The 21,217-nt window shown below is 66.4% G+C and carries 10 protein-coding genes; 1 reads left to right on the top strand and 9 read right to left on the bottom strand.

Going from position 1 to position 21,217, the window contains the following annotated elements:
* Positions 1 to 8 precede the first annotated feature (8 nt).
* From ACZ60G_RS09015 to ACZ60G_RS09055, 9 genes are all read right to left on the bottom strand, one after another.
* Entirely contained in the window at positions 9 to 4,220 is a 4,212-nt protein-coding gene (locus ACZ60G_RS09015) for a TIGR02680 family protein (protein WP_465808664.1), read from the bottom strand.
* A 3-nt stretch (positions 4,221 to 4,223) separates the two neighbouring features.
* Entirely contained in the window at positions 4,224 to 5,639 is a 1,416-nt protein-coding gene (locus tag ACZ60G_RS09020) for a TIGR02678 family protein (protein WP_465809151.1), read from the bottom strand.
* A complete protein-coding gene (locus ACZ60G_RS09025; protein ID WP_465809153.1) occupies positions 5,639 to 7,126 on the bottom strand; it encodes a TIGR02677 family protein in 1,488 nt (495 codons plus the stop codon). Before ACZ60G_RS09025 ends, ACZ60G_RS09020 begins: the two co-directional genes overlap by 1 nt.
* A 153-nt stretch (positions 7,127 to 7,279) precedes the next feature.
* Complete coding sequence (locus tag ACZ60G_RS09030; protein WP_465808665.1) at positions 7,280 to 7,603, bottom strand: type II toxin-antitoxin system PemK/MazF family toxin; 324 nt, start codon at positions 7,601 to 7,603, stop codon at positions 7,280 to 7,282.
* Positions 7,593 to 7,805 carry a hypothetical protein gene (locus ACZ60G_RS09035; protein ID WP_433520686.1) on the bottom strand — a complete coding sequence of 71 codons (213 nt, stop codon included), beginning with the start codon at positions 7,803 to 7,805 and terminating at the stop codon, positions 7,593 to 7,595. The genes ACZ60G_RS09030 and ACZ60G_RS09035 overlap by 11 nt, the downstream gene beginning before the upstream one ends.
* Before the next feature lie 61 nt (positions 7,806 to 7,866).
* A complete protein-coding gene (locus tag ACZ60G_RS09040) occupies positions 7,867 to 11,808 on the bottom strand; it encodes a CHAT domain-containing protein (protein ID WP_465808667.1) in 3,942 nt (1,313 codons plus the stop codon).
* Positions 11,809 to 11,855: 47 nt separating this feature from the next.
* Positions 11,856 to 13,049, bottom strand: a complete 1,194-nt coding sequence (locus tag ACZ60G_RS09045; protein WP_465808669.1) for an XRE family transcriptional regulator — start codon at positions 13,047 to 13,049, stop codon at positions 11,856 to 11,858.
* 477 nt (positions 13,050 to 13,526) lie between these two features.
* Positions 13,527 to 16,133, bottom strand: a complete 2,607-nt coding sequence (locus ACZ60G_RS09050; protein WP_465808670.1) for an AMP-binding protein — start codon at positions 16,131 to 16,133, stop codon at positions 13,527 to 13,529.
* A gap of 99 nt (positions 16,134 to 16,232) precedes the next feature.
* A complete protein-coding gene (locus ACZ60G_RS09055; RefSeq protein WP_387293241.1) occupies positions 16,233 to 17,135 on the bottom strand; it encodes a PAC2 family protein in 903 nt (300 codons plus the stop codon).
* Positions 17,136 to 17,271: 136 nt separating this feature from the next.
* On the opposite strand from ACZ60G_RS09055, the gene metH reads away from it, so the two are divergent.
* Positions 17,272 to 20,868, top strand: a complete 3,597-nt coding sequence (gene metH, locus ACZ60G_RS09060) for a methionine synthase (protein ID WP_465808672.1) — start codon at positions 17,272 to 17,274, stop codon at positions 20,866 to 20,868.
* Positions 20,869 to 21,217: the final 349 nt, after the last annotated feature.

A 21,217-nucleotide genomic window follows, 5' to 3' on the forward strand; every position in this document is an offset into this window, starting at 1 on the left:
ATTCACATTCAGCTGACCGGTGCCGGGCTGCCCGGCATATTGTCCAGTGCCAGGCCGCCCTCGATCGAGTTCGGGACGCGGCGGCGGTTGGGGGAGCCGAGCGCGGCGGTGAGGTCGGTTCCATCGTGTTCGGCGAGCAGGTCGCCGCTGTCCCACACCAGCAGCGTTGCGCTGACGGCGTTCTCGGCGGCCGAATGCGCGAGATCGTAATGCGCGCAGCCGGGGACGTGCGGGTAGGTGATCCACAGGTCGTAGCCGGTCATGAACAGGTCGAGGTCGAATTGCACACTCAGGCCGAGCAATTCGCTGCGGCCGTTGTCGTCGACACCGGCGAACGCCTCGTCCAGCGCGAGCAGACGCGGCGCCTGCGGATCGGCCGAGTCGAGCATGACGTGCGCGGCGGCGAAGAGCGGTAGATGCAGCGAGACCGACTGTTCACCGCCGGAGAGCGCACTGTGCCTGGCCACCGTCAGCTTGTCCTCGCTGCCGTCGGCGGAGATGAGAGTGAAGGAGAACACCCGCCAGGTCCGGTAATCCAATGTCGCACCTAGGATTTCGGGGTAGGAACGCTCCGGATGCGCGGCGCGCGCGGCCCGGATCTCGGCGGCGAAGTGGGCGCGGATGGCCGCCAGATCATCGGCGACGAGGGAGGAGGCGTCGCGATCCAACAGCTTGCACATGGCCCGGGCCGCGTCCGAGAGCGAATCGGAGAGCACCCAGTGCACGCCGATGGTATTGCCCGAGGACATGCGACGCTGCTTCATTTCCGCACCCATGCGGGCGATGAGATCGCGCGCATCGCTGGTGCGTTCATAGATCTGCTGTGCCAGGCCGGTGAGCAGTGCGTCCTCGAGGATCCGGCGTTCGGCGTCGGTGAGCAGCAATTCCTGATCGCGGCGGGCGGTGTCGATGCGGGTGGCGAAATCCGCGAGGGCCGATAGCCCGTTGTCGTCCTGTACCTGAACGACTGTCAGGCCGTCCGCGGCATCCCATTGCAGCCGGTAATCGCGGCCGGAAGCGGCCAGCGCGGCGTCGAATTCCTGGAGTGCCGAGGTCACCGCACTGCGCGTGGATTTGCGGGCCGCCTCGCCCGCTCGCACGGAAGACGTTGCGGCGGTCAGGTCGACGAAGAGTTCGGCTACCTCGTCCGGCAGCACCTGGGGTTCGACCTCAGGCCCGGCCGCCGAAATGCGGTAGAGCAGTTGTTCGGGCGTCGACCAGGCGGCGTCGCTGCTCGGCCAGCGGCTATCGGCAGATGCGCCGAGCAGGGTGAGCAGATCCGGCTGGGCATAGGGCGCCAGGGCTTTCACATCGGCCAGGACCTCGGTGAGCGCGGTACCGAGCGACTCGTGCGCGGTGCGGTAGGCCGCCTCCGCATCACCGACCGCCTCGATCGCCTCATTTGCGGCCTTGCGAGCGGCCTTCTGCTCGGCCCGGGTCGCCTCGATCTTCGCGCGCGCCTGTTCGAGTTCGCGATCGATATCGGCGGCACCCGCGCCGAGTGCCTCGCGCAGGGTTTCGAGTTTGCGCAGCTGCTCCTGGTAGCCCGCATTGGCGGCCTCGGCCTCTTCGGCGAAGGCCTCGGCCAGATCGCGGGCCTCGTCGAAGCGGTCCGAACCCTCGCGTTCGCGTTCGCGCTCCCGTTCGTGGTCGGCGCGCAGGCGCAGCAGGCCCGTTCCGGTGTTCTCGAAGTGACGGATGGCGGCGGCGAGGGCATCGATCTCGCGGGCATCGCGCGGTGTGCGGTGCGCCTGGGCGACCGAGCGCAGCTTCTTCTCGACGGCCGATGCCTCAGTTACCGCTTGGTCGAGGTCGCGTTCGGCCTGTGCGACGGCCTCGGAGCGCGAGCGCATCATGCCAGCGGCTTCCGAAACCGCGCGCAGGGCGGCGGTGACGGCCGCGGGGCGCGGTAATGCCTTGGCGGCGGCGGAGATTCGCGCCAGTTCGGCGCTCGCTGCCGACTCGGCGGCCTGAGCCTGCCGCTGTGTCTGCTCGGCGGACTCGATTGCGGCGGCCAACTCGGCGAGCCGGATTTCCCGGCGCTTCGCGCGGGCGGTCGCGCCGATGAATTCGGCATCGGGTTTGTGGTGGCGGCCCACCTGAACGCCCTGGCGGAATCCGCCGGTGGTGCTCACGCCGACTTCGGTGCTGAGGTCGGAGTCGTTGTCGTACAGGGCGATGGAGGCCAGCACGTCTGCGATGACGTGTTTCGGCACCGTTAGGTCGGCCGAATCATCCTCCACGACAAGGACATCGGCGAGCGTGCGCCCGGACGGCCGTGCCGAGGTAGGCAATGGAACCAGGAACTGGTCGGAGGTGTATTCCGGCCGTTCGGATTCCGCGCAGACCCAACCGTCGAGCAGGTCCGCGGCGTGCAGAGCGGCCTCGATGCCCGCGGCCTGCGCTGGTGTCACGGAATCGGCGAAACGGACCAGTCGCCACAGCGGCGCACCCGGACGGTCTTCCGCATTCCGCGCACGAGCGGCCGAAACCGGTGGGGCCTCGTCACGTTGGGCCGCGACCTCATCGCGTTCGGCACCTAGTTCGACCAGCCGGTCACCGGCCAGCGCGGCGGTGGCGCGCACTTCCTGACGGCGGGTCCGGATGTCCTCGAGCAGCGATTCGGCGCGTTCGGCCAAAACCTCGGCGACACCGGCCGCCTCATCGGAGCCCGCATCGGCCAGTGCGGTGTCGAGCGCTTCGAACAGGCCTTTCTGAATGGGGGAGTAAACCTCTCGATGCGCATCCCACCAAGTGCGCAGTGCGCCCGCGGCTTCGGTGCGCGCCAGCACAACGGCCGCCTCGGCAGCCGAGACCTCGGCTGCGGCCGATTCGCGCAGCGCACGAGCCCGTTCGGCGAGCTGTTCGGCCCGATTGCGTTCGGCCGTAGCGGAATCCATCAGGCCGAGCGCCTTGCGGACCGCGCGCACGTCGGCGTCGCGTTCCTCGGCGTGTCCGCGGACCGCGGCGGTCAGTTGATCGCCACGGGCCTGGTCGGCCGATCCGGCCCAGGTGATGCCCGCCTCTTCGGCGGCGGCACGCAATTCGTCCTCGCCGCGGGCCAGCGCGGCGGCCGCGTTCTGTACGCCTGCCTTGGCGCGTTCGGCCTCCTGACCGCGCTGATCGAGGGTTTGCCTGGCCTTGAGCGCCTTGTCCTTGTGCACACCCGCCGAGGTCTCCAGGCGGCGCACCGCGTCGGCGAGATCGTCGAGTTGCTGTTTGCCCTCGTAGGCGCTGGAGCGCTGCAGGGTTTCCCGGTCGGAGAGCGCTTGTTCGTAGGCGCGGTCGGCATCGTCTGCGCGCGCCTCGGCGGCGGTCCGTTCGCCCTCGCGACGTTCGCGCAGTGCGGTGGCGGCGAACAGTGCGGTGCTGGCGTGGGTCACCGCATCGAGCCGGGTCCGTACCTGATCGACATCGGTCTTCGCCTGTACCGCAAGGTATTTGCGGTACACATCGACGAACGACCTGGTGGCGGTATCGGCGTGGACCAGCCCCTCCAGGGTGCGCCCGACCTCCTCCATATCGCTGAACGAACGCGCGGCGTCCAGGATCAGCTGCTCGTCGAGCGGGCGCAGACCATCGGTGAGTGCCTGCGAAAGTCCGCGTGGATCAAGGTTTTTCGCGAGCTGGGGACGGCGCAATGTGAGGATGAGATTGATCAGCTGGTCGTAGCGCTGGGTGCCCAGACCGAACATGCGTGCGTCGATCGCATTGCGGTACTCGACCGGTCGATCGACGATGGCGTCGGTGCCGATCTGCTCGGCCAGCTGCTTGCGGGTCAGCGGCCGATCGTCGGGGCCGATGAGTGAAAAGTCGACGCCCGCACGGCCGTCGGCGACAAAGTACCAGCGGGTCACCTTGTCCGAGGACCGGCTGGCGCGCATACCGATGCCGATGGTGACGACCTCGGGGTCGTCCCATTTACCGCGCGCGAACTCCATCCACACATACGAATACGCGGATTCCTGCTTGCGGTACAACAGGTTCGACTTCATGGTGCGCTCTTCACCCGCGAATGGATTGAGCCTGCGCGGTTCGATCCGGCCGTCGAGCACGAACGGGAACAGCACCTCGAGCGCCTTTGTTTTACCGGAGCCGTTGGGTCCGCGCAGTACCAGCCTGCCGTCGGCGAAGCAGTATTCCTGGTCGCGGTAGTCCCACAGGTTGATGATGCCGGCGCGGGTCGGGACGAACCGCACTCCGCCATGGATGAGCGACATGGTTTAAATCCCTTCCGTACCAACGCTGTCGGCCCCGAGCGTGTCGGAGGCGGTAACGAACAATTCGGCGGCGCGCTTGGTGCGGACGGTGACGACCGCGCCGCGGTAGCGAGCCAGTGCGGGCAGGATTATCAAACCGTCCTCGAGCACTTGGACCAGCCGCAGCCGTTCCAACAGGGCGGTAACCTCCCTGGCCAGCCCGGGCACATCCGCCTGCCACTGCGCGGCGAAGGTGACACCGTAGCGGTCGGTCAGCGCCTGCACGGTCTCGCCGACCCAGCTCGCTTCGACGAACGGGTACGTCGCGCGCACATACGCCATCGCCTCCGAATCGGGATCCGAAACCTCTTCCCCCACTTCGGGATCGGTCGATGGGAGATCAGCGAGCGGCACGAATACGGTGGACTCCGGGATGGCGCCGTCGAGCTGCTCGGCAAGGGCGACGGCCGGATCAGGTGCGCCGGGACGCACCGGTACCGGATTGTCGATATCGAGGACACGATCGGCGATCTCACCGACCAGCAGCAGCGCCACCTGCGCCAATGTGCCGGTGCCCGGAAAACGGACATCGGAGAGACGACCCGAGACATCGATCAATGCGACGCCCTCCGCGCGGCGTTCGGCCCGCAACCCGGTGAACTGTTCGACATCCGCGACGATCCGATCCTGCAACAGCAGCGATCGTTCGTGGTAGGCCAGATCCTCGGCGTACACCACCGGACGCTCCACGAGACTGCGCCGCACCCGCCGCGCCGCATCGGCGGCCTGCGCATTCGCGGCCGGACCGTGCGCGAGCGCGTCCTCGGTCAGCAGACCACGGACACTGTGCAGATGCTGCAGCGCGCGCGGCGGTCGGAACAGCGCGAAAACCACCGGCCGGTCGATGTCGTAGAGCGCCTCACCCGCCTCCGGATCGGCAGCCCAGCCACCCGCATCGCCGTCGGCCAGGGTGAGCGCACCCCGATGTGCGAGCCAGCCGACGGCATCGACGAAGGCATCGCGATCGGCGGCGCGATCGGGTGAAAGTTCGAGGCCGTCGACCCGTCCGGTATAGGCGGCGACCTGATCGGCCAACTCCGACAATGTGATCTGATCCCCGGCGCGGCCGAGCGCTGCCAGCGCCAAGGCCAGATAGGCGTAGCGGCGGCGGTCGAAGACGCGCTCGGTGACGGAGCGGGCCGGTTTGCCCGAATCGAGTCGATCGATCACCGGGAAGACCCGGGCCGTCGTTTCGGTGACCTCGAGCCGGTAGCCGAACAATTCGGCCAGATCCTCGCGGAGTTCGGTGGCCCAGCGCCGGATCAGCGGCAGCGCGATCCGGTCCGGATAGGTCCGGGTGACCAGGTGGTTGGCGAGGATAACGCGCGCGGCGCGCTGGTAGTTGTCGAGTGCGAGCGAATCGATGCGGCGGGCGTTGATCATGCGCGCCGCCCGCGGGTCGACTGCTTCACCTCGAGGCGGCGGTTGTTCAAATGCAGTAGCCCGCGTGCGGTGCGGATCACCGTCGAACCCGGATGTTCGGAGACGGTGAGGGTGACGCCGCTATCCGACCCGCTGGTGCCGTCGACGCGGCCGCTCACCGGAACCCAGGCGGTGGACGCGGCATCGAGCAGGCGCAGCAGCACCTCGGTCTCCCGTTCGTCGAGGACGCGTTCGTGCACCGAGGCGGCGGCCAGGGATTTGGCGGCCTCGGCGCGGGCGCGCTGTGCGTCCAGCTGCGCCTCGCGGAGTCGGCGAATTCCCGCGTCATTGCGTTGAATTCGGGCGGGGGCACCGGCTTGTGGCGGCCTGCCCGTTTCGGCGAGGGTGCGTGAGATCTCCAATGGCGGTGCCTCCCACCAGGAACGGATCGCCGGAATCAGGTCCGCATCCGGATGTTCCAGCGAAATGTGGCGGGGCCTGCCGAGACCGAAGACGGCATCGAATAGTGCATGCGCGCTGTCGGCGGTCGGTGCGGCGGTAAACCAGCCCGCGAGATGCCGCAGCGCCGATTCGCGACTCACCCCGCCCTTACGTGAATCGGTGACCCGACGCAGCAGTGACAGCACCGCGGCAATGGCGCTCATGGTCGCCTCCCGCAGCCGATCCGCCTCGGTGGAGGACGATTCGCCGGGAATATCGGAGGCCGTGGCGACGAACCAGGTCCGTAGCCCCTGCCAGCGCGCCCGCCAATCCGCTTGCCGCTCGGCCGGACTCAGCAGCACCCGTTCGTCACAGCGCGCCGCCCGCTCGATGAGTTCCTCGACGCCGGTCTGCTCGATCTCACCGATCGCGGCGGCCAGGCGCGGCGCGAAACGAGCCAGATCCATGCTGAATTCGCGCATATGCGCGAGCAGCGCGTCCTTGTGTGCCAGGAACGACTCCGGGGTGATCTCGGTGGTGCGGACCATATCGCCGAGCGAGAGGTAGAAGTGCGCGGCCCGCGCCGCCATATCCGAGAGTGCGGCATCCAGCCGGCGCAGCGTCCGGTACACGCGCTCCGCATCACCGGCCTTATTCGCCTCGGCGAGGGTATTGAGATCCGCGAGTAGTTCGGGCAGCACCAGTCGCGACAGCGCGGCTTCGTCCAGCCGTGCCTCGAGCATACTCGCGACCGCCCGATATGCCTTGAATCCGGCTTGTGTCAGCTGATAGACGTAGTGCCGATTCCGATATTCCGCGAGCGTCGCGGCGCGCGTGCCGTCATAGCTGCGCTCGACCACACCCCACTGATGCAGTTGGTCCAACAGCGGCCCGATCTCCCCGCCGGTCAGCTGCGGGGCATCGGCCGCACTGCGTTCGATCCAGGTCGCGACATCGTCGGCGTGCAGCAACACCACATACGCCGCGCGCGCATTGTCGAACGCCCGCAGCACCCACAGATACTCCGCGCGCTTCTCGGCCGTGGCGAAGGAGAACAGCCGCAACCGCTCATCCCATAGCGCGGGCGCGGCATACGGCAGGCCGTCAACGGAGTCGGTCACCGGGAACAGGGTAGTAGCGGGTCGGTCGCGGGTGTCGAGACCGACCCCCATTCGGCGTGGCCGCGTCCGGTTTGCACCTGTTCGCCACCCGGTGACTCACAGGTCGAATCGGGCCCGCAGCCCGATCTTTACCTGCTCGAGCACCTCCGAGGTGAGGTCACCGATCTGCTCGGTGAGACTGTCCTTCGGCACGATGGCGATGTCGTACAGCGCGATCACCTGCGAACTCTCCGGCATTGCGACGGTGAGCAATTGATGGCGCGACGGAACTTCGCGAGCCTCGCGCACCGGCGCGGCGACCAACATCGGCCGCTGCCGAATCACCACATCGGAATCCACGATCACTACCGTCGCGCGGCGCCCGGAGATCCGGCTGACGAGATTCCAAATCTGGCCTTGGTGCGTAGGTTCAGCTGGCACGGCCGAACAATACTTGTTCGGCGGTCTGCTCGGCGTCCTTCACCCATTCGGTCCCGGTGCTGTCCGGCAATGCCCTGAGTTCATCCTCGAGCAACTGCCTGCGCACGGCCTTGGCGATGTAGTCGCTCAGCTTATCGGCGGATGCCGCACGGAGACGGGCCGCGAGATCGTCGTCCATCGAGATATTCAGGCGCACCGTCATACAGCAGACTTTACAGCGGACACCGCACATAATGCTACAGAGATGGGCGCTACCTGCGGAATTACATCGGCGGCAGCAGACGCCGGAGGAAGGTCTTCCCCTGTTCCAGCAGGGCGTCGATGCGGGTCGACCCGAGCGGGTTCTGGTCGACGATGTCGACCACGCGACCCAGGTTGGTCAAGGCGAATTCCATATCGCGCAGGGCGCGGGGGCTGGCCGGATCGGTTTCGAGGACGTCCTGGGCGATCGCGAGGGCCTCCCGATAGACCTCGACGGCGGTGTCGTAGTCGTGTTCGCGTTCGGCGGCATCCCCGATCGCCCAGAGGATCAGACCGACATCGCGGTGCAGTTGCGGATTCTCCGGGTCGGCGGTGGCCAAGCGGCGGGCGATGGTGAGTGCCTCGGTGTTGTGGCGGAAGGCGAGAGTGAAGGCGCCGGTCGCGGCGGCGACCCTGGCGAGTTGGTGGTGCGAGATGCTCAGGTCGCGCTGCTTCTCGGTGTTGGTGGGGTCGGCCGCCGCGAGTTGTTTTGCGAGGGTGAGGGATTGGGTGTAGTGGTGGTCGGCGGCCAGATAATCGCCGGTGCGGACGGCCAAGTCGCCGAGTTTGTCATGGGAGATGCTGAGGTCGCGCTGATTTCGGGCATTGCCCGGGTCGGCGTCGGCGAAGCCGCGGTGGATGGCGAGGGCTTGGGCGTAGTGGGTCGAGGCCGTGGTGAGTTCGCCGAGTCGCAGTGCCACATCGCCGGATCGGTTGAGTGCGATGGCGAGATCGCGTCGGTATTCGGCATTGCCGGGATCCTTATCGGCGAGTTCGCGGTGGATGGCGAGGGATTCGGTGAAGAAGGTGAATGCTTCCTCGGGAGTTTCGTAGAGCAATGAGGTGTCGCCGATCTGCTGCATGGCAATGGCGACATCGCGGGTGATCTCGGTATCGCCCGGATCGGCCATCGAGAGTTCGGCACTGATGCGCAGCTTTTCGAAATAGTGCCTGCTCGCGGTCTCGCCGTGCCCCGCGCGCATGGCGAGATCACCGAGTTTGCCGTGCGCGATGGCCAGGCCACGCCGGGATTCGGCGGCGTCGGGGCCGGATTCGATGAGACCGCTGTGCAGCGTGAGCGATTCGGTGTAGAGGTAATGTGCGCCGTCGAGATCGGCGGTCAGCACCGCCAGGTCGCCGAGTCGGGCGCAGGCATTAGCGAGATCACGGCGCAGGTCCACGCGGGAGGGGTCGTTGTCGGCGAGGGAGCGTCGGATGGCCAGTGCTTCGGTGTGGTGGGCGAGGGCCGCTGTGAGATCGCCGGTGCGCACGGCGATATCGCCGAGGCTCTCCAGCGCGCGGCTGAGGACCTGTTGCATATCGATGTTGTGCGGGTCGGTATTCGTGAGATGCCGTGCGGTGCGCAGAGATCGGCTGTAGTGCTCGCGCGCCGTGCCGAGATTTCCGGCCAGCATGGCGAGTTCACCGAGGGTGTCCAGCCCGATGACCAACGCACGTCGGGCATCGGCACTGCCCGAGGCCGATTGCACCCTGGCCCGCAGCACCTCGACCAGCGCGCACTGGCGATCGGTTGCGGCACCGAGGTTCCCGGTCCGGCGCAGTGCGCGCACCTCGCGCTCGCCGAGCTCGAGATAGCCGGGAGTGTCGGTCGGCAGGGTGGGCATGATCTCGCCGAGCAGGGCGGCGACCTGCAATTGGTCCAACTCGCGGCAGAACGGGATGGCGAGTTCGGTGAGTTCCGCGTACCGACCTGCGGCGAGGAGATGTCCGCATGCTTCGCTGTAGTCGTCGAAGTCCCGGAAGCCAGCCGAGATTCGGGCCATCCGCATCCCGTGGGCTCGGTTGTGACGGCGAATACGATCAGTGCCCTGGTGGGCATCGAGGGCTTGGGCGACCCACGGGTGCACGAGATATCGGTCGTCGTCGGTGGTCAGCAGCGCCAGCCTGAGTAACGTATCGATGGCCGCCATCACTTCGCGGCGCTGGTCTCGCGTCGCGTCGGCACCGAAGCGGGCATGGGAGATATCCAGATCGCGCAGCGGCGTCCGCGAGAGCGAAACCTGTAGCAGCAGTTCGCGTTCGGATGCATCGAGCAGGTCGAGCAGTGCGTCGACGAGGATGTCGCGGGTGCCGAGCACCACCGCGGTATCGAGGCTTTCGGACAGCGTCCGGTCCCGGCCGAGATCGACGGCGTGTTCGTCGGCCAACCGGCGCAGCCGTTCACCGACCGGCCGCAAAGTGCCGTCGCCACCACGCAACAGCGCGTCGACGAATTCGATGAGCCGCGGGTGTCCACCGATCGTCCGCGCGACCAGCCGCTGCTCCTGCACGCGCAAACCGCTGATCTGCGGCAGCCGCAGGAACATTCGCTTCAACTCCGCGGGGCTCAGCGGAGTCAGGCCGACCTCGGTGAGACCACCGGGAACCGGATAGCGACAGGTGACCAGCAATCGGCCTGTTCCGGCGACCCGGCACAACTGCGAAAACTGTTCGGCGAAACCGGGATCGAGGAATTCGGCACCGCCCGGTCGGGTCAGATTCTGTTCGAAATCATCGAACAGCAACAACACTCGGCTCCCCGCCAACAACCGATGGACATGCTTCAGCGCCTGCTCCCCGCTGTCGCGGGCGAGCGCATCGGACACCGTGCGCAATGCCGGGTCGTCCTCGATCACCGTGCGGACCGCGTCGCATAATGCGGACGGATTCCATTGCCCCACATGTTCGGCGATACGCCAGCCGCGCTCGCGCATGCGCGCGGCCACGCGACCGGCCACCGCCGTCTTCCCGAGCCCGCCCATGCCTGTGATCACCACACCCGGTCGCCCACGCGACGAATCGAGCATCCGGACGATATCGCGCACCGGCCCACGACGACCGATCAGATATCCGACCGGCAACTCGCGCACCGTCGCACCGCTCGGCGCTTGCGTCCGGCGCCCGAGCGGCCGCGGTGGCGCCGTCGCATGCCAGAGCGGCCGGTCCGCGACGCCGGTGAGCAGCGTCGGCACGAACCATTCGGGCGGAATTGATGCGCCATCGGCGAGGCGCTCCTGCTCGAGGGCACGGCGTGCCTGCCCCAATGCGAAGGCGACCGACCCGGCCGGATGCGCGGACAGCATGGCGTAGAACGACTTCGCCAACAGCGTGGCATACCGGTCCGACACCCGCGTCTGCATGACCAGCACCCGTTCGACACCCCCGCTGATCAGCGTGCGCGCCAACCCGGCAGGCCCACCGTCGACACCGCCACAACTCGACAACACCACCAGCGGCAGCGCCCGCTCCGAAGCACGCAGCGCGGCAATGAGATCCGCGGCCTCGATCACATCCGGATCGCCGTCCTCATCCTCCAATTCCAGAATCGTCGCCGACCCGTGCGCACTCAGATGCAGAACGTGGAACTCCTCGGCCCGCAGCGCCGCGGTGATCTGTTGCAGCGAAGCGACTTCCAGAATGCGCACGCCGCCCCCATCCGCGGTCGGCACCTGTGCGACCGCGTCGAGGATCGCCTGCATCTCGGCTTCCACATCCAATGCCATATTGGCCGTGCGAGTCTCGGTCGGCGCGGCGACCGCGGCGAGGACTTTCAACGGCCCCGGTGCCGGCACACGGGTGGGCTGCCCGTTACCCGAATGCCTGCGGGAGATGGCTACGGTCGGCCGCAGAGCCAGGGGCATATCGTCGGCGAGTACGAGCATCTCGTAGGGGAGCAGCATCGTCTCGTCGTCGACATCGAAGACGACCTCGGTATCGGAGCCGTCGACGAGTCGCGTCAGCTGCCGGGTCGTGTGTGGCTCGAACAGTGCGTCACGCAGAGCAGTACCGATCTGAACGACCGCTCGACGCACCGTTTCCGGTTGACCGCCCACCACATCCCACGCGCACGCCACCAGATCAGGCCGTGGCGCTACCCGTTCACCGATGGGCGCACCCGCCTCGAACACTGTGGTGCGTAGCGATTCGTTCGCATCGCGACGCACAATGACGCGAACCCTATTCATCGCCCACCCCTTACCGCTGGCGATGAGTCAAACCTACGCCGAAATGATCACTCGCAGGACAAGGTCCGCAACTGATCCAGATACACCCGGGTGCGCGGATCGCCCGGAAAGCGCTCGATGATTTCGCGCGCCGCCTCGCCCGCGATCCACATCAGCGATGGCAGCGACCGGCGCTTGCCCGCGAAGGCCCGCATGCCCTCGTCCAGCGCGAGCTCCAGATCGCGGTCGCGGACCGCGACCACCGCGAGGGTCAGATGTGCCTCCGACACCCGCATAGGATTGCGTACCGTGCCGTCGGCGCGGGTCGAGTGGCGGATGACCTCGCGCGCATAGGATTCCGCGAGCGGATCCTCACCCGCGACCCGGCAGCAGTCCATGGCGTAGAAGTCGAACTTCTGCGGATCGACCACGAAATGGTTGTCCAGATTGGTCGGATGGTCGAGTCGCTCGAGAATAGCTCGCCCCCGGTTCAGTGATGCCTCCACCTCGCGCCGATCACCCAGGCGGGCCCAGGCCTTCGCACGTTGTGCGCATAACTGGACACCGACACCCAGTTTGCCGCTGGTTGTCAGCGCCGGGTCGACCGCCTCGATCGCACCCCGATAATTGCCCTGGGTCAGCGCGAACCAGGCCGCCATTTCCGCACTCCAGCCGGTGATCTCGGCATTCTCGGCTTCCTGGCCGAGCGAATAGGCCGCGCGGCGAGTGGCTTCCGCGGTGGTGCGCCGACCGAGGTCGTAGTCCACGCAACCGACCAGCAGAGCCACCCAACCGGCCAGTACGAGAATTTCGCGATGCTGTGCCAGGGTCAGTCGGCCGTCCAGCAGTGAGGTGATGCGGCGCAACCAGGATGTGCCTTCGGTATGCAGATCGTGCGGATCGGCGAATGGATATTCGCAGCACAGCCGCTCCGCGGTGATGCGGATGGCATCGAGTGTGGCCGTGGAGACGTCGGACATCCGTAGCCTGCCAATGAATTCGAGGGTGTCCATCCCGGTTGCCGAGAGCAGTTCATCGTCGCGATTGGGACGATTTTTCGGGAAGAACGCGGCCGTCACCGTATCGAATGCGGCCGCGATGATAGGAGCGTAGAAATCGTCCGGACGCGACTCACCCGACTCCCAGCGTCGCCAGTTACGCAGCAGGGTACTGTCCGTCGGCAGGTTGTGCGAAGACTTCGCGCGCATCACACGGACGGCGTCGGCTTGTGACCACCCCCGCGCATCGCGTTCGGAGCGCATTCGGACAGCCCAGACGGGTCGATCGTCTCCAGCGGCCACGTCTGTAGTATCGCACCAGTTAACGCTCAGTGGCCCGGATAGGGCATACAGATGTCATTGGGTTGACACCTGCACTCGCAGTTTTGCGTCCTACATGATGGATATGGGCGCGGAAGATTTGCCACGCTTCAGATGTCAGAACATCTGCTCTTGCAAGTGCGCAATACCCCTCGGCGACGGGGGTGATCCACATAAGAGAACAGCGAGATCCCCAATCCAACGGAGGTTCGGGTGGAAGCGTTGATCTATGGATACTTGCGTGACGATCTGGCCGATGGCCACAGTGCAGAGCTCGAGGATGCGATGAGCAGCCTCGCCCGTGAGGAAGGGCTTTGCTTCGCCGCAACTTTCCATGAATCGACTTCCGGTGACGGCACGGCATTCGCCGAGTTGACCCAGGAGCTCAAGCGGGCGGACGCGCACCACGTGGTGGTGCCGTCACTCGATCACTTTGCCGGCCAGACGATTCCGCGAGACATTCTGCTCGCGAAGCTGGCCCAGGACGCGGCGGCGCAGGTGTGGACCGTCGAGAGCTGTGCGCTTCCAGACGAGGCTCTTGGCGAAGAAGCTGTGCACCAGGACTGACCTGCGTCGCAGGTTCGCCACCAGCCAGGTCGCGACCGCACCGGCCGCGAGGGATGCGAGCAGCGCCGCGACATGGTGTTGCCCGAATGGCGGATAGACCTGCCAGTGCAGCAGATAGACGAACAACGAGCTGTCGGCCAGCAGCGCGGCGACCCCGGCAACCAGGGCGGGCACGCGGACCGCGGGCAGCCAGATCAACAACAGCAGTCCGGACATCACCAGCCGCTCCCGATCGGGAACCCCGAAGTAGCCGTGCACCGAGATCAGCAGCACCGCGCTCACCAGCAGCCGCTGCCAGATCGCCGTAGCCTTCGCGGCCGCCCATCCTAGAGCGAAGAACCAGCAGGCCAGCGGCGAGAACGGCACATCCTTGGCCGGGTAGAGCCCGAACGACCAGAGCCGGAACACCATGGTGAGGCCGACCAGCCCCATGGCGAACCAGAACGGTTCGCGCCGCTGCACGGCATCGATGAACGGCACCCGCACCAACAGCGCGGAGACGACCATGAACAGCACAAGCACCTCGATGAACCACAGGTGCCCAGCGGTGTCACTGTTGCGCGGTCCGAGAATCTTGTTGAGCAGCAACACGTTCTGCCAGCTGTAATAGTCGGTGAACAGCAGTGTGAGCGCCACCCAGGCGGCGGTCGGAATCGCGATGAGCGCCACCGTGTGCAGCGCGTGCCGCAGCCGCTCGGCGCGCGGGGACATGGTGACCGTGAAGCGGGCGAAGTTGAATCCGGCGACACCGAGCAGGATATGTGCTGCGCCCCAGTGCACGAACATGCCGATATGAGAGCTGGCGATGAGCACGATTCCGGCGGCGCGCAACAAGGTCGGCGTGTCCACCGTGCGACCGAATGTCCGGCGGCCGTCCGGAACTCGCTCGAGTTCGGCGACGGTCAGGTCCGGCCAGTTCGCGGGCAGTCGCCCGAGTGCGCGCTCGAGGCGGGTCGAGGTGGTGATGTAGGTCAGTGAGTTGCCGCCGAGATCGACGAAGGTGCTGTCGGGCCGGACCCGGGCGGGATCGATGCCGAGGGCGATGGCATAGAGCGCGCGGATATCGCGTGGCGGCAGGTCGAGTTCGGGTGCGGCGAGTCGGCGGATCGCGGGATAGTCGGGCTTGCCATTGGGCAGGCGCGGGATGTCCTCGACCGCGCAGGCGCGAATCGCCGCGGCCGGCAGGCCGGACAGTTCGGCGGCGGTCGCGGCGAGCGATTCCGCCGGAGATTCGGCGGCGACGACCAACTGGTCGTCACCATCGGTGCAGCACACCGTGAAACCGGCTGCGGCCAAACCGGATTCGAGCCGTTGCAGATCGATGCGCAGGCCGAAGATCTTGGCGAACCGGCTGCGCCTGCCGACCACCTGGTACAGGCCCTCGGGCGTGCACCTGGCCAGATCGCCGGTGCGCAGCGATTCGACCGTGCGGCCGAGGGTGAGATCGCGTGGGCCGTCGGCATAGCCGAGCATCACGTTGGGCCCGTGATAGACCAGCTCCTTGTCATCGGTATCCGGCACCGGCTCCAGGGTGAATCGGCCGCCGGGAATCGGCTTGCCGACGCAGTCCGGATGTTCGGCGGCCAGTTCCGGTGGCAGATAGGCCATTCGCGCGGTCGCCTCGGTCTGGCCGTACATGACGACGAAGTCCCAGCCCGCCCGCTTGCCGAGCCGGGCGTAGTCGCGGACCCGCTCGGGTGCCAGGCGGCCGCCGGCCTGGGTGAGGTAGCGCAGGCTCGGCAGTGTCATCTCGGCGAAGCCGACGCGTTCGAGAAGATCGATCGTGTACGGCACCGCCGCGAAAGATGTTGCGCCGTAGCGACGGAACTGGACCCAGAATTCGTCGTCGAGGACCGATCGGTCGGTGAGCAGCAGGCTCGCGCCGCGCAGCAGATGGCTGTGCACCACCGACAGTCCGTAGCAATAGAACATCGGCAGGGTCGTCGCGGCGCGATCGTCGGCGTCGATGGCCAGATATTCGGCAATGGCATCCGCATTCGACATCAGATTGGCCGCGGACAACCGCACCAGCTTCGGTGAACCGGTCGAGCCCGAGGTACTCAGCAGCAGCGCCAACTCCGGATGCAGGCGATGTGCGGAGCGGACCCGCCGGATATCAGGCGGGCCCGCATCGATCACGACATCGGGATCGTAGGTATCCAGCAATTCTCTGGTGACCTCCGCGGTGAGCAGAACAACGCAGCCCGCACTCAGCGCGCCGAGATACGCGACGAGCGAGTCGATATCGTTGCGCGCTGCGAGCGCGACGAGGCGCCGGGTCGCTCCGAGCTGCCGCGCGTACTCCTCGACACGTGCCGCCAGCTGCGCATAGGTGATCCGCTCCAAACCATCCGGCACCGATTCCGCTGCTGTGACGGCCGCCGAAGGAGATCGAGAGCAGAGGACGGCGATCCGGTCGTCGAAACTGCGAAGGTGCGCGACGATCCGGTGAATAGTCACCCGGGAAGTCTAGATGGCAAGCCTTTCCATACCTACGCGTGGCCCCATGGCGAACTTTCGGTGAATTGTCCGGACCCGGACCGCAACGGCGCGAACCGATTACAGCCCGAAGCTGCCCGGACCCCGTCTGCGCAGGTACTTTTCGAATTCGGCCGCGATCGCGTCGCCATCGATCTTGGCCATCGCGTCATTGAGATCGACGGCCGCGTCGCCGCGTTCCTCGAGCGAGCGCACGTACTCGCTGATCTCGTCGTCGCCGACGGTCATCTCGTTGACGGCGGTCTCCCAGTCCTCGGCCTGTTTGGGCAGTTCACCGAGTGGCACCTCGATATCGAGCACGTCCTCGACGCGGTGCAGCAGCGCGATGGTCGCCTTCGGATTCGGCGGCTGCGAGACGTAATGCGGCACGGCCGCCCAGAACGAGACGGCGGGTACGCCCGCCTTCACACATTGATCCTGCAGCACGCCGGTGATGCCGGTCGGTCCCTCGTAGCGGGTCTGCTCCAGGCTGAACCGCTCGGCGGCTTCCTTGCTATAGGCCGATCCGGTGACCGGTACCGGGCGAGTGTGCGGGGTGTCGGCGAGCAGCGCGCCGAGAATGACGACGGTCTGCACGCCGAGTTGTTCGATGAACTCGAGCAGATCCGCGCAGAAGCTGCGCCAGCGCATATTGGGTTCGATACCGCGCAGCAGCACCACATCGCGATCGCTGCCGGGCGGCGAGCAGACCGAGAGCATGGTGGAGGGCCACTGGATTTCCCTGGTCACACCGTCGACCTGACGTACCGTCGGCCGATTGACCTGGTAGTCGTAATAGTCCTCGGAGTCGAGTTCGGCCAGCGGCTCGGCATCCCAGATCAGTTCCAGATGCTCGACGGCACCACTTGCCGCATCACCCGCGTCGTTCCAGCCTTCGAAGGCGGCGACCAGCACAGGTTCCCGCAATGTCGGCAGTTCCGGCTCGGGTGACACCGGAGATTCACTGGAGTTCACCCCGGTCAGCCTACGGCGTGTGAGCACGCGGTGTTGAATTTGCGCAGTCGGCGCGGCACCGTCGGTTCATCTGTCTGGGCAGGTGTGGCGCCCGACACCGGTAGGGTGGTTCGGCATGTCGTAGCGGCCCACTACGCTTGATCACATGTCTGAGTCCAGCCCAGTCGCCTTCGATACCACCCTTCTCGACACGCTCCGTCGGCGTGTCGTGATCGGCGACGGTGCGATGGGCACGATGTTGCAGGCGGCCGAACTGACCCTGGACGACTTCCGTGGTCTGGAGGGCTGCAACGAAATCCTCAACGACACCCGCCCGGATGTACTGCGCAATATCCATCGCGCGTACTTCGAGGCCGGTGCGGACGCGGTCGAGACCAATACCTTCGGCTGCAATCTGCCGAACCTCGCGGACTACGACATCGCCGACCGGATTCGCGATCTGTCCGAGCGCGGCACCCGCCTGGCCCGCGAGGTCGCCGACGAGATGGGCCCGAGCGCGGATGGCACCCCGCGGTACGTGCTGGGTTCGATGGGACCGGGCACCAAACTGCCGACACTGGGTCATGCCCCCTTTACCGCGCTGCGCGATGCTTACACCGAGGCGGCACTGGGCATGCTCGAGGCCGGTGCGGACGCCATCCTGATCGAGACCTGCCAGGACCTTTTGCAGGTCAAAGCCGCGGTGACCGGAAGTCAGCGCGCGATGGTCCAGCTGGGTCGGCGTATTCCGATCATCACCCACGTCACGGTGGAGACAACCGGCACCATGCTGGTCGGCAGTGAGATCGGCGCGGCGCTCACCGCGCTGGAGCCGCTCGGTATCGACATGATCGGCTTGAACTGCGCCACCGGCCCGGCCGAGATGAGCGAGCACCTGCGCCATCTGTCCCGGCACGCGACGGTTCCGGTGTCGGTCATGCCGAATGCCGGTCTGCCGGTGCTCGGCGCGAATGGAGCGGAGTACCCGCTGACCCCCGAAGAGCTGGCAATCGCGTTGCGCGGCTTCGTATCCGAATTCGGGCTCGCGCTGGTCGGCGGCTGCTGCGGTACGACGCCGGAACATATTCGTCAGGTCACCGCGGCGGTGCGCGAGGTGGAACCGACGCTGCCGCCGCTGGAGGCGCGCCGCGAACCGGTGCACGAGCCGAGCGTATCGAGCATGTACACCGCGGTGCCGTTCGAACAGGATGCCTCCGTCCTGATGATCGGCGAGCGCACGAATGCCAACGGCTCCAAGGCATTCCGCGAGGCCATGCTCGCCGAGGACTGGCAGAAATGCCTCGATATCGCCAAGGATCAGACCCGCGACGGCGCGCATATGCTCGACCTGTGCGTCGACTACGTCGGACGCGACGGCACCACGGATATGTCGGCGCTGGCATCGCGACTGGCGACCGCGTCGACCCTGCCGATCATGCTCGACTCCACCGAAACCCCGGTCCTGCAGGCCGGTTTGGAACATCTCGGTGGTCGCTGCGCCGTCAACTCGGTGAACTATGAGGACGGTGACGGTCCCGAATCCCGGTTCCAGCAGACGATGAAGCTGGTCGCCGAACACGGCGCCGCGGTGGTCGCGCTGACCATCGATGAGGAGGGCCAAGCCCGCACGGCCGAGAAGAAGGTGGAGATCGCCGAGCGGCTTATTGCCGATATCACCGGCAACTGGGGTTTGCGTGAAAGCGACATCATCATCGACACGCTGACATTCACCCTGGGCACCGGCCAGGAGGAGTCGCGGCGCGACGGTGTCGAAACCATCGAGGCCATCCGGCTGCTCAAGCAGAAGCATCCCGAGGTGCAGACCACCCTCGGTCTGTCGAATATCTCCTTCGGCCTCAATCCGGCCGCGCGCCAGGTGCTGAATTCGGTCTTCATGCACGAATGCGTCCAGGCCGGACTGGATTCCGCGATCGTGCACGCCTCCAAGATCCTGCCGATCGCCCGCATTCCGGAGGAACAGCGCGAGACCGCACTGGACCTGGTCTACGACCGCCGTCGTGACGGTTACGACCCGCTGCAGACGCTCATGTCGCTGTTCGAGGGTGTGTCGGCCTCGTCGTCGCGGGCCTCGCGTGCGGAGGAGTTGGCGGCGCTGCCGCTGTTCGAGCGGCTCGAACGCCGGATCGTCGACGGTGAGAAGGCCGGGATGGAGGCCGACCTCGATGCCGCCATGACCGAGGTGCCGCCGCTGCAGATCATCAATGAAACGCTGCTGTCGGGCATGAAGACGGTTGGTGAGCTGTTCGGCTCCGGCCAGATGCAGCTGCCGTTCGTACTGCAGTCGGCCGAGGTGATGAAGGCGGCGGTCGCCTTCCTCGAGCCGCATATGGAAGCCACCGACGACAGTGGTAAGGGTCGCATCGTGCTGGCCACCGTCAAGGGCGATGTGCACGATATCGGCAAGAATCTCGTCGACATCATCCTGTCCAATAACGGCTACGAGGTCGTCAACCTCGGCATCAAGCAGCCGATCGCGACCATTCTCGACGCCGCCGTCGACAAGAAGGCCGATGTGATCGGCATGTCCGGTCTGCTGGTGAAATCGACCGTGGTGATGAAGGAGAATCTGGAGGAGCTCAACACCAAGGGCGTCGCCGACCAGTTCCCCGTGCTGCTCGGCGGTGCGGCGCTGACCCGCGCCTACGTCGAGAACGATCTCACCGAGGTCTACCACGGCGATGTGCACTACGCCCGCGACGCCTTCGAGGGCCTGCGGCTGATGGACGACATCATGACCCGCAAGCGCGGCGGCGGCATCGATCCGGACAGCCCGGAGGCGATCGCTGAACGCGAGAAGGCGGCCGAGCGCAAGGCGCGGCACGAGCGTTCCAAACGGATCGCCGAACAGCGCAAGGCGATCGAGGTGCCGATCGAGGTGCCCGCGCGCTCCGATGTGGCCGCGGACCTGCCGGTCGCGGTGCCGCCGTTCTGGGGCACTCGAGTGGTGAAAGGCGTTTCGCTGCACGAGTATTCGGGATTGCTCGACGAGCGCGCGCTATTCCTCGGTCAGTGGGGTCTGCGCGGTCAGCGCGGCGGTGAGGGCCCGAGCTACGAGGAGTTGGTGGAGACCGAGGGTCGACCGCGGCTGCGGTACTGGCTGGACCGGCTGTCCACCGAAGGTGTACTGCAACATGCGGCCCTGGTCTACGGGTACTTCCCCGCGGTCTCCGAGGGTGATGACGTCATCGTGCTGGGCGAGCCGAATCCCGATGCGCCGCAACGCTACCGGTTCACCTTCCCGCGCCAGCAGCGCGACCGGTTCCTGTGCATCGCCGACTTCATCCGCTCGCGCGAACGCGCTCGCGAAACCGGTCAGGTCGATGTGCTGCCGTTCCAATTGGTCACCATGGGGCAGCCGATCGCCGACTTCGCCAATGAACTGTTCGCGGCGGACAACTACCGCGACTACCTCGAGGTGCACGGCATCGGCGTCCAGCTCACCGAGGCGCTCGCCGAATACTGGCACCGCCGGGTCCGCGAAGAGTTGGTGCTGGAAGGGCATTCGATCGCCGACTCAGACCCCTCGGATGTGCAGGAGTACTTCAAACTCGGCTACCGCGGCGCCCGCTACTCCTTCGGTTACGGCGCCTGCCCGGAACTGGAGGACCGGGCGAAATTGGTCGACCTGCTCGATGCCGAGCGCATCGGCGTCGTACTGTCGGAGGAGTTGCAGCTGCACCCGGAACAGTCGACCGATGCGTTCGTGCTGCTGCATCCGGAGGCCAAGTACTTCAACGCGTAAGCGCCGACCAGTCTGTTTCCGGTCAGGATTTGTTATCCGACCGGTCCGGTCGTTGTGATTCTCACCCCATCGGAATCGGTTCGATCGGTGCGTTTCCGGTGCGGTGACGGCCTTGATTACCTCGTGATATGTGAGATCGAATGCGGACGCCGACGACACGAGGGCTTGCGACGCGCGGGCGTATCCGATCGGCCACGCGCCTCTGACCTGGGGTATCGCCTCCGGGTTCGCGCGTCGGTGGATGGATGTCGGTCGGGTATGACAAAGTCGGAACTGTTGCAACTGCATCCGGGGCAGTCGGCGGATGTGAACGTCCTGCGGCAATTCGGGTGCAAAGGACTTCGGCGCG

The organism is Nocardia sp. NPDC102475 (genome assembly GCF_055584605.1).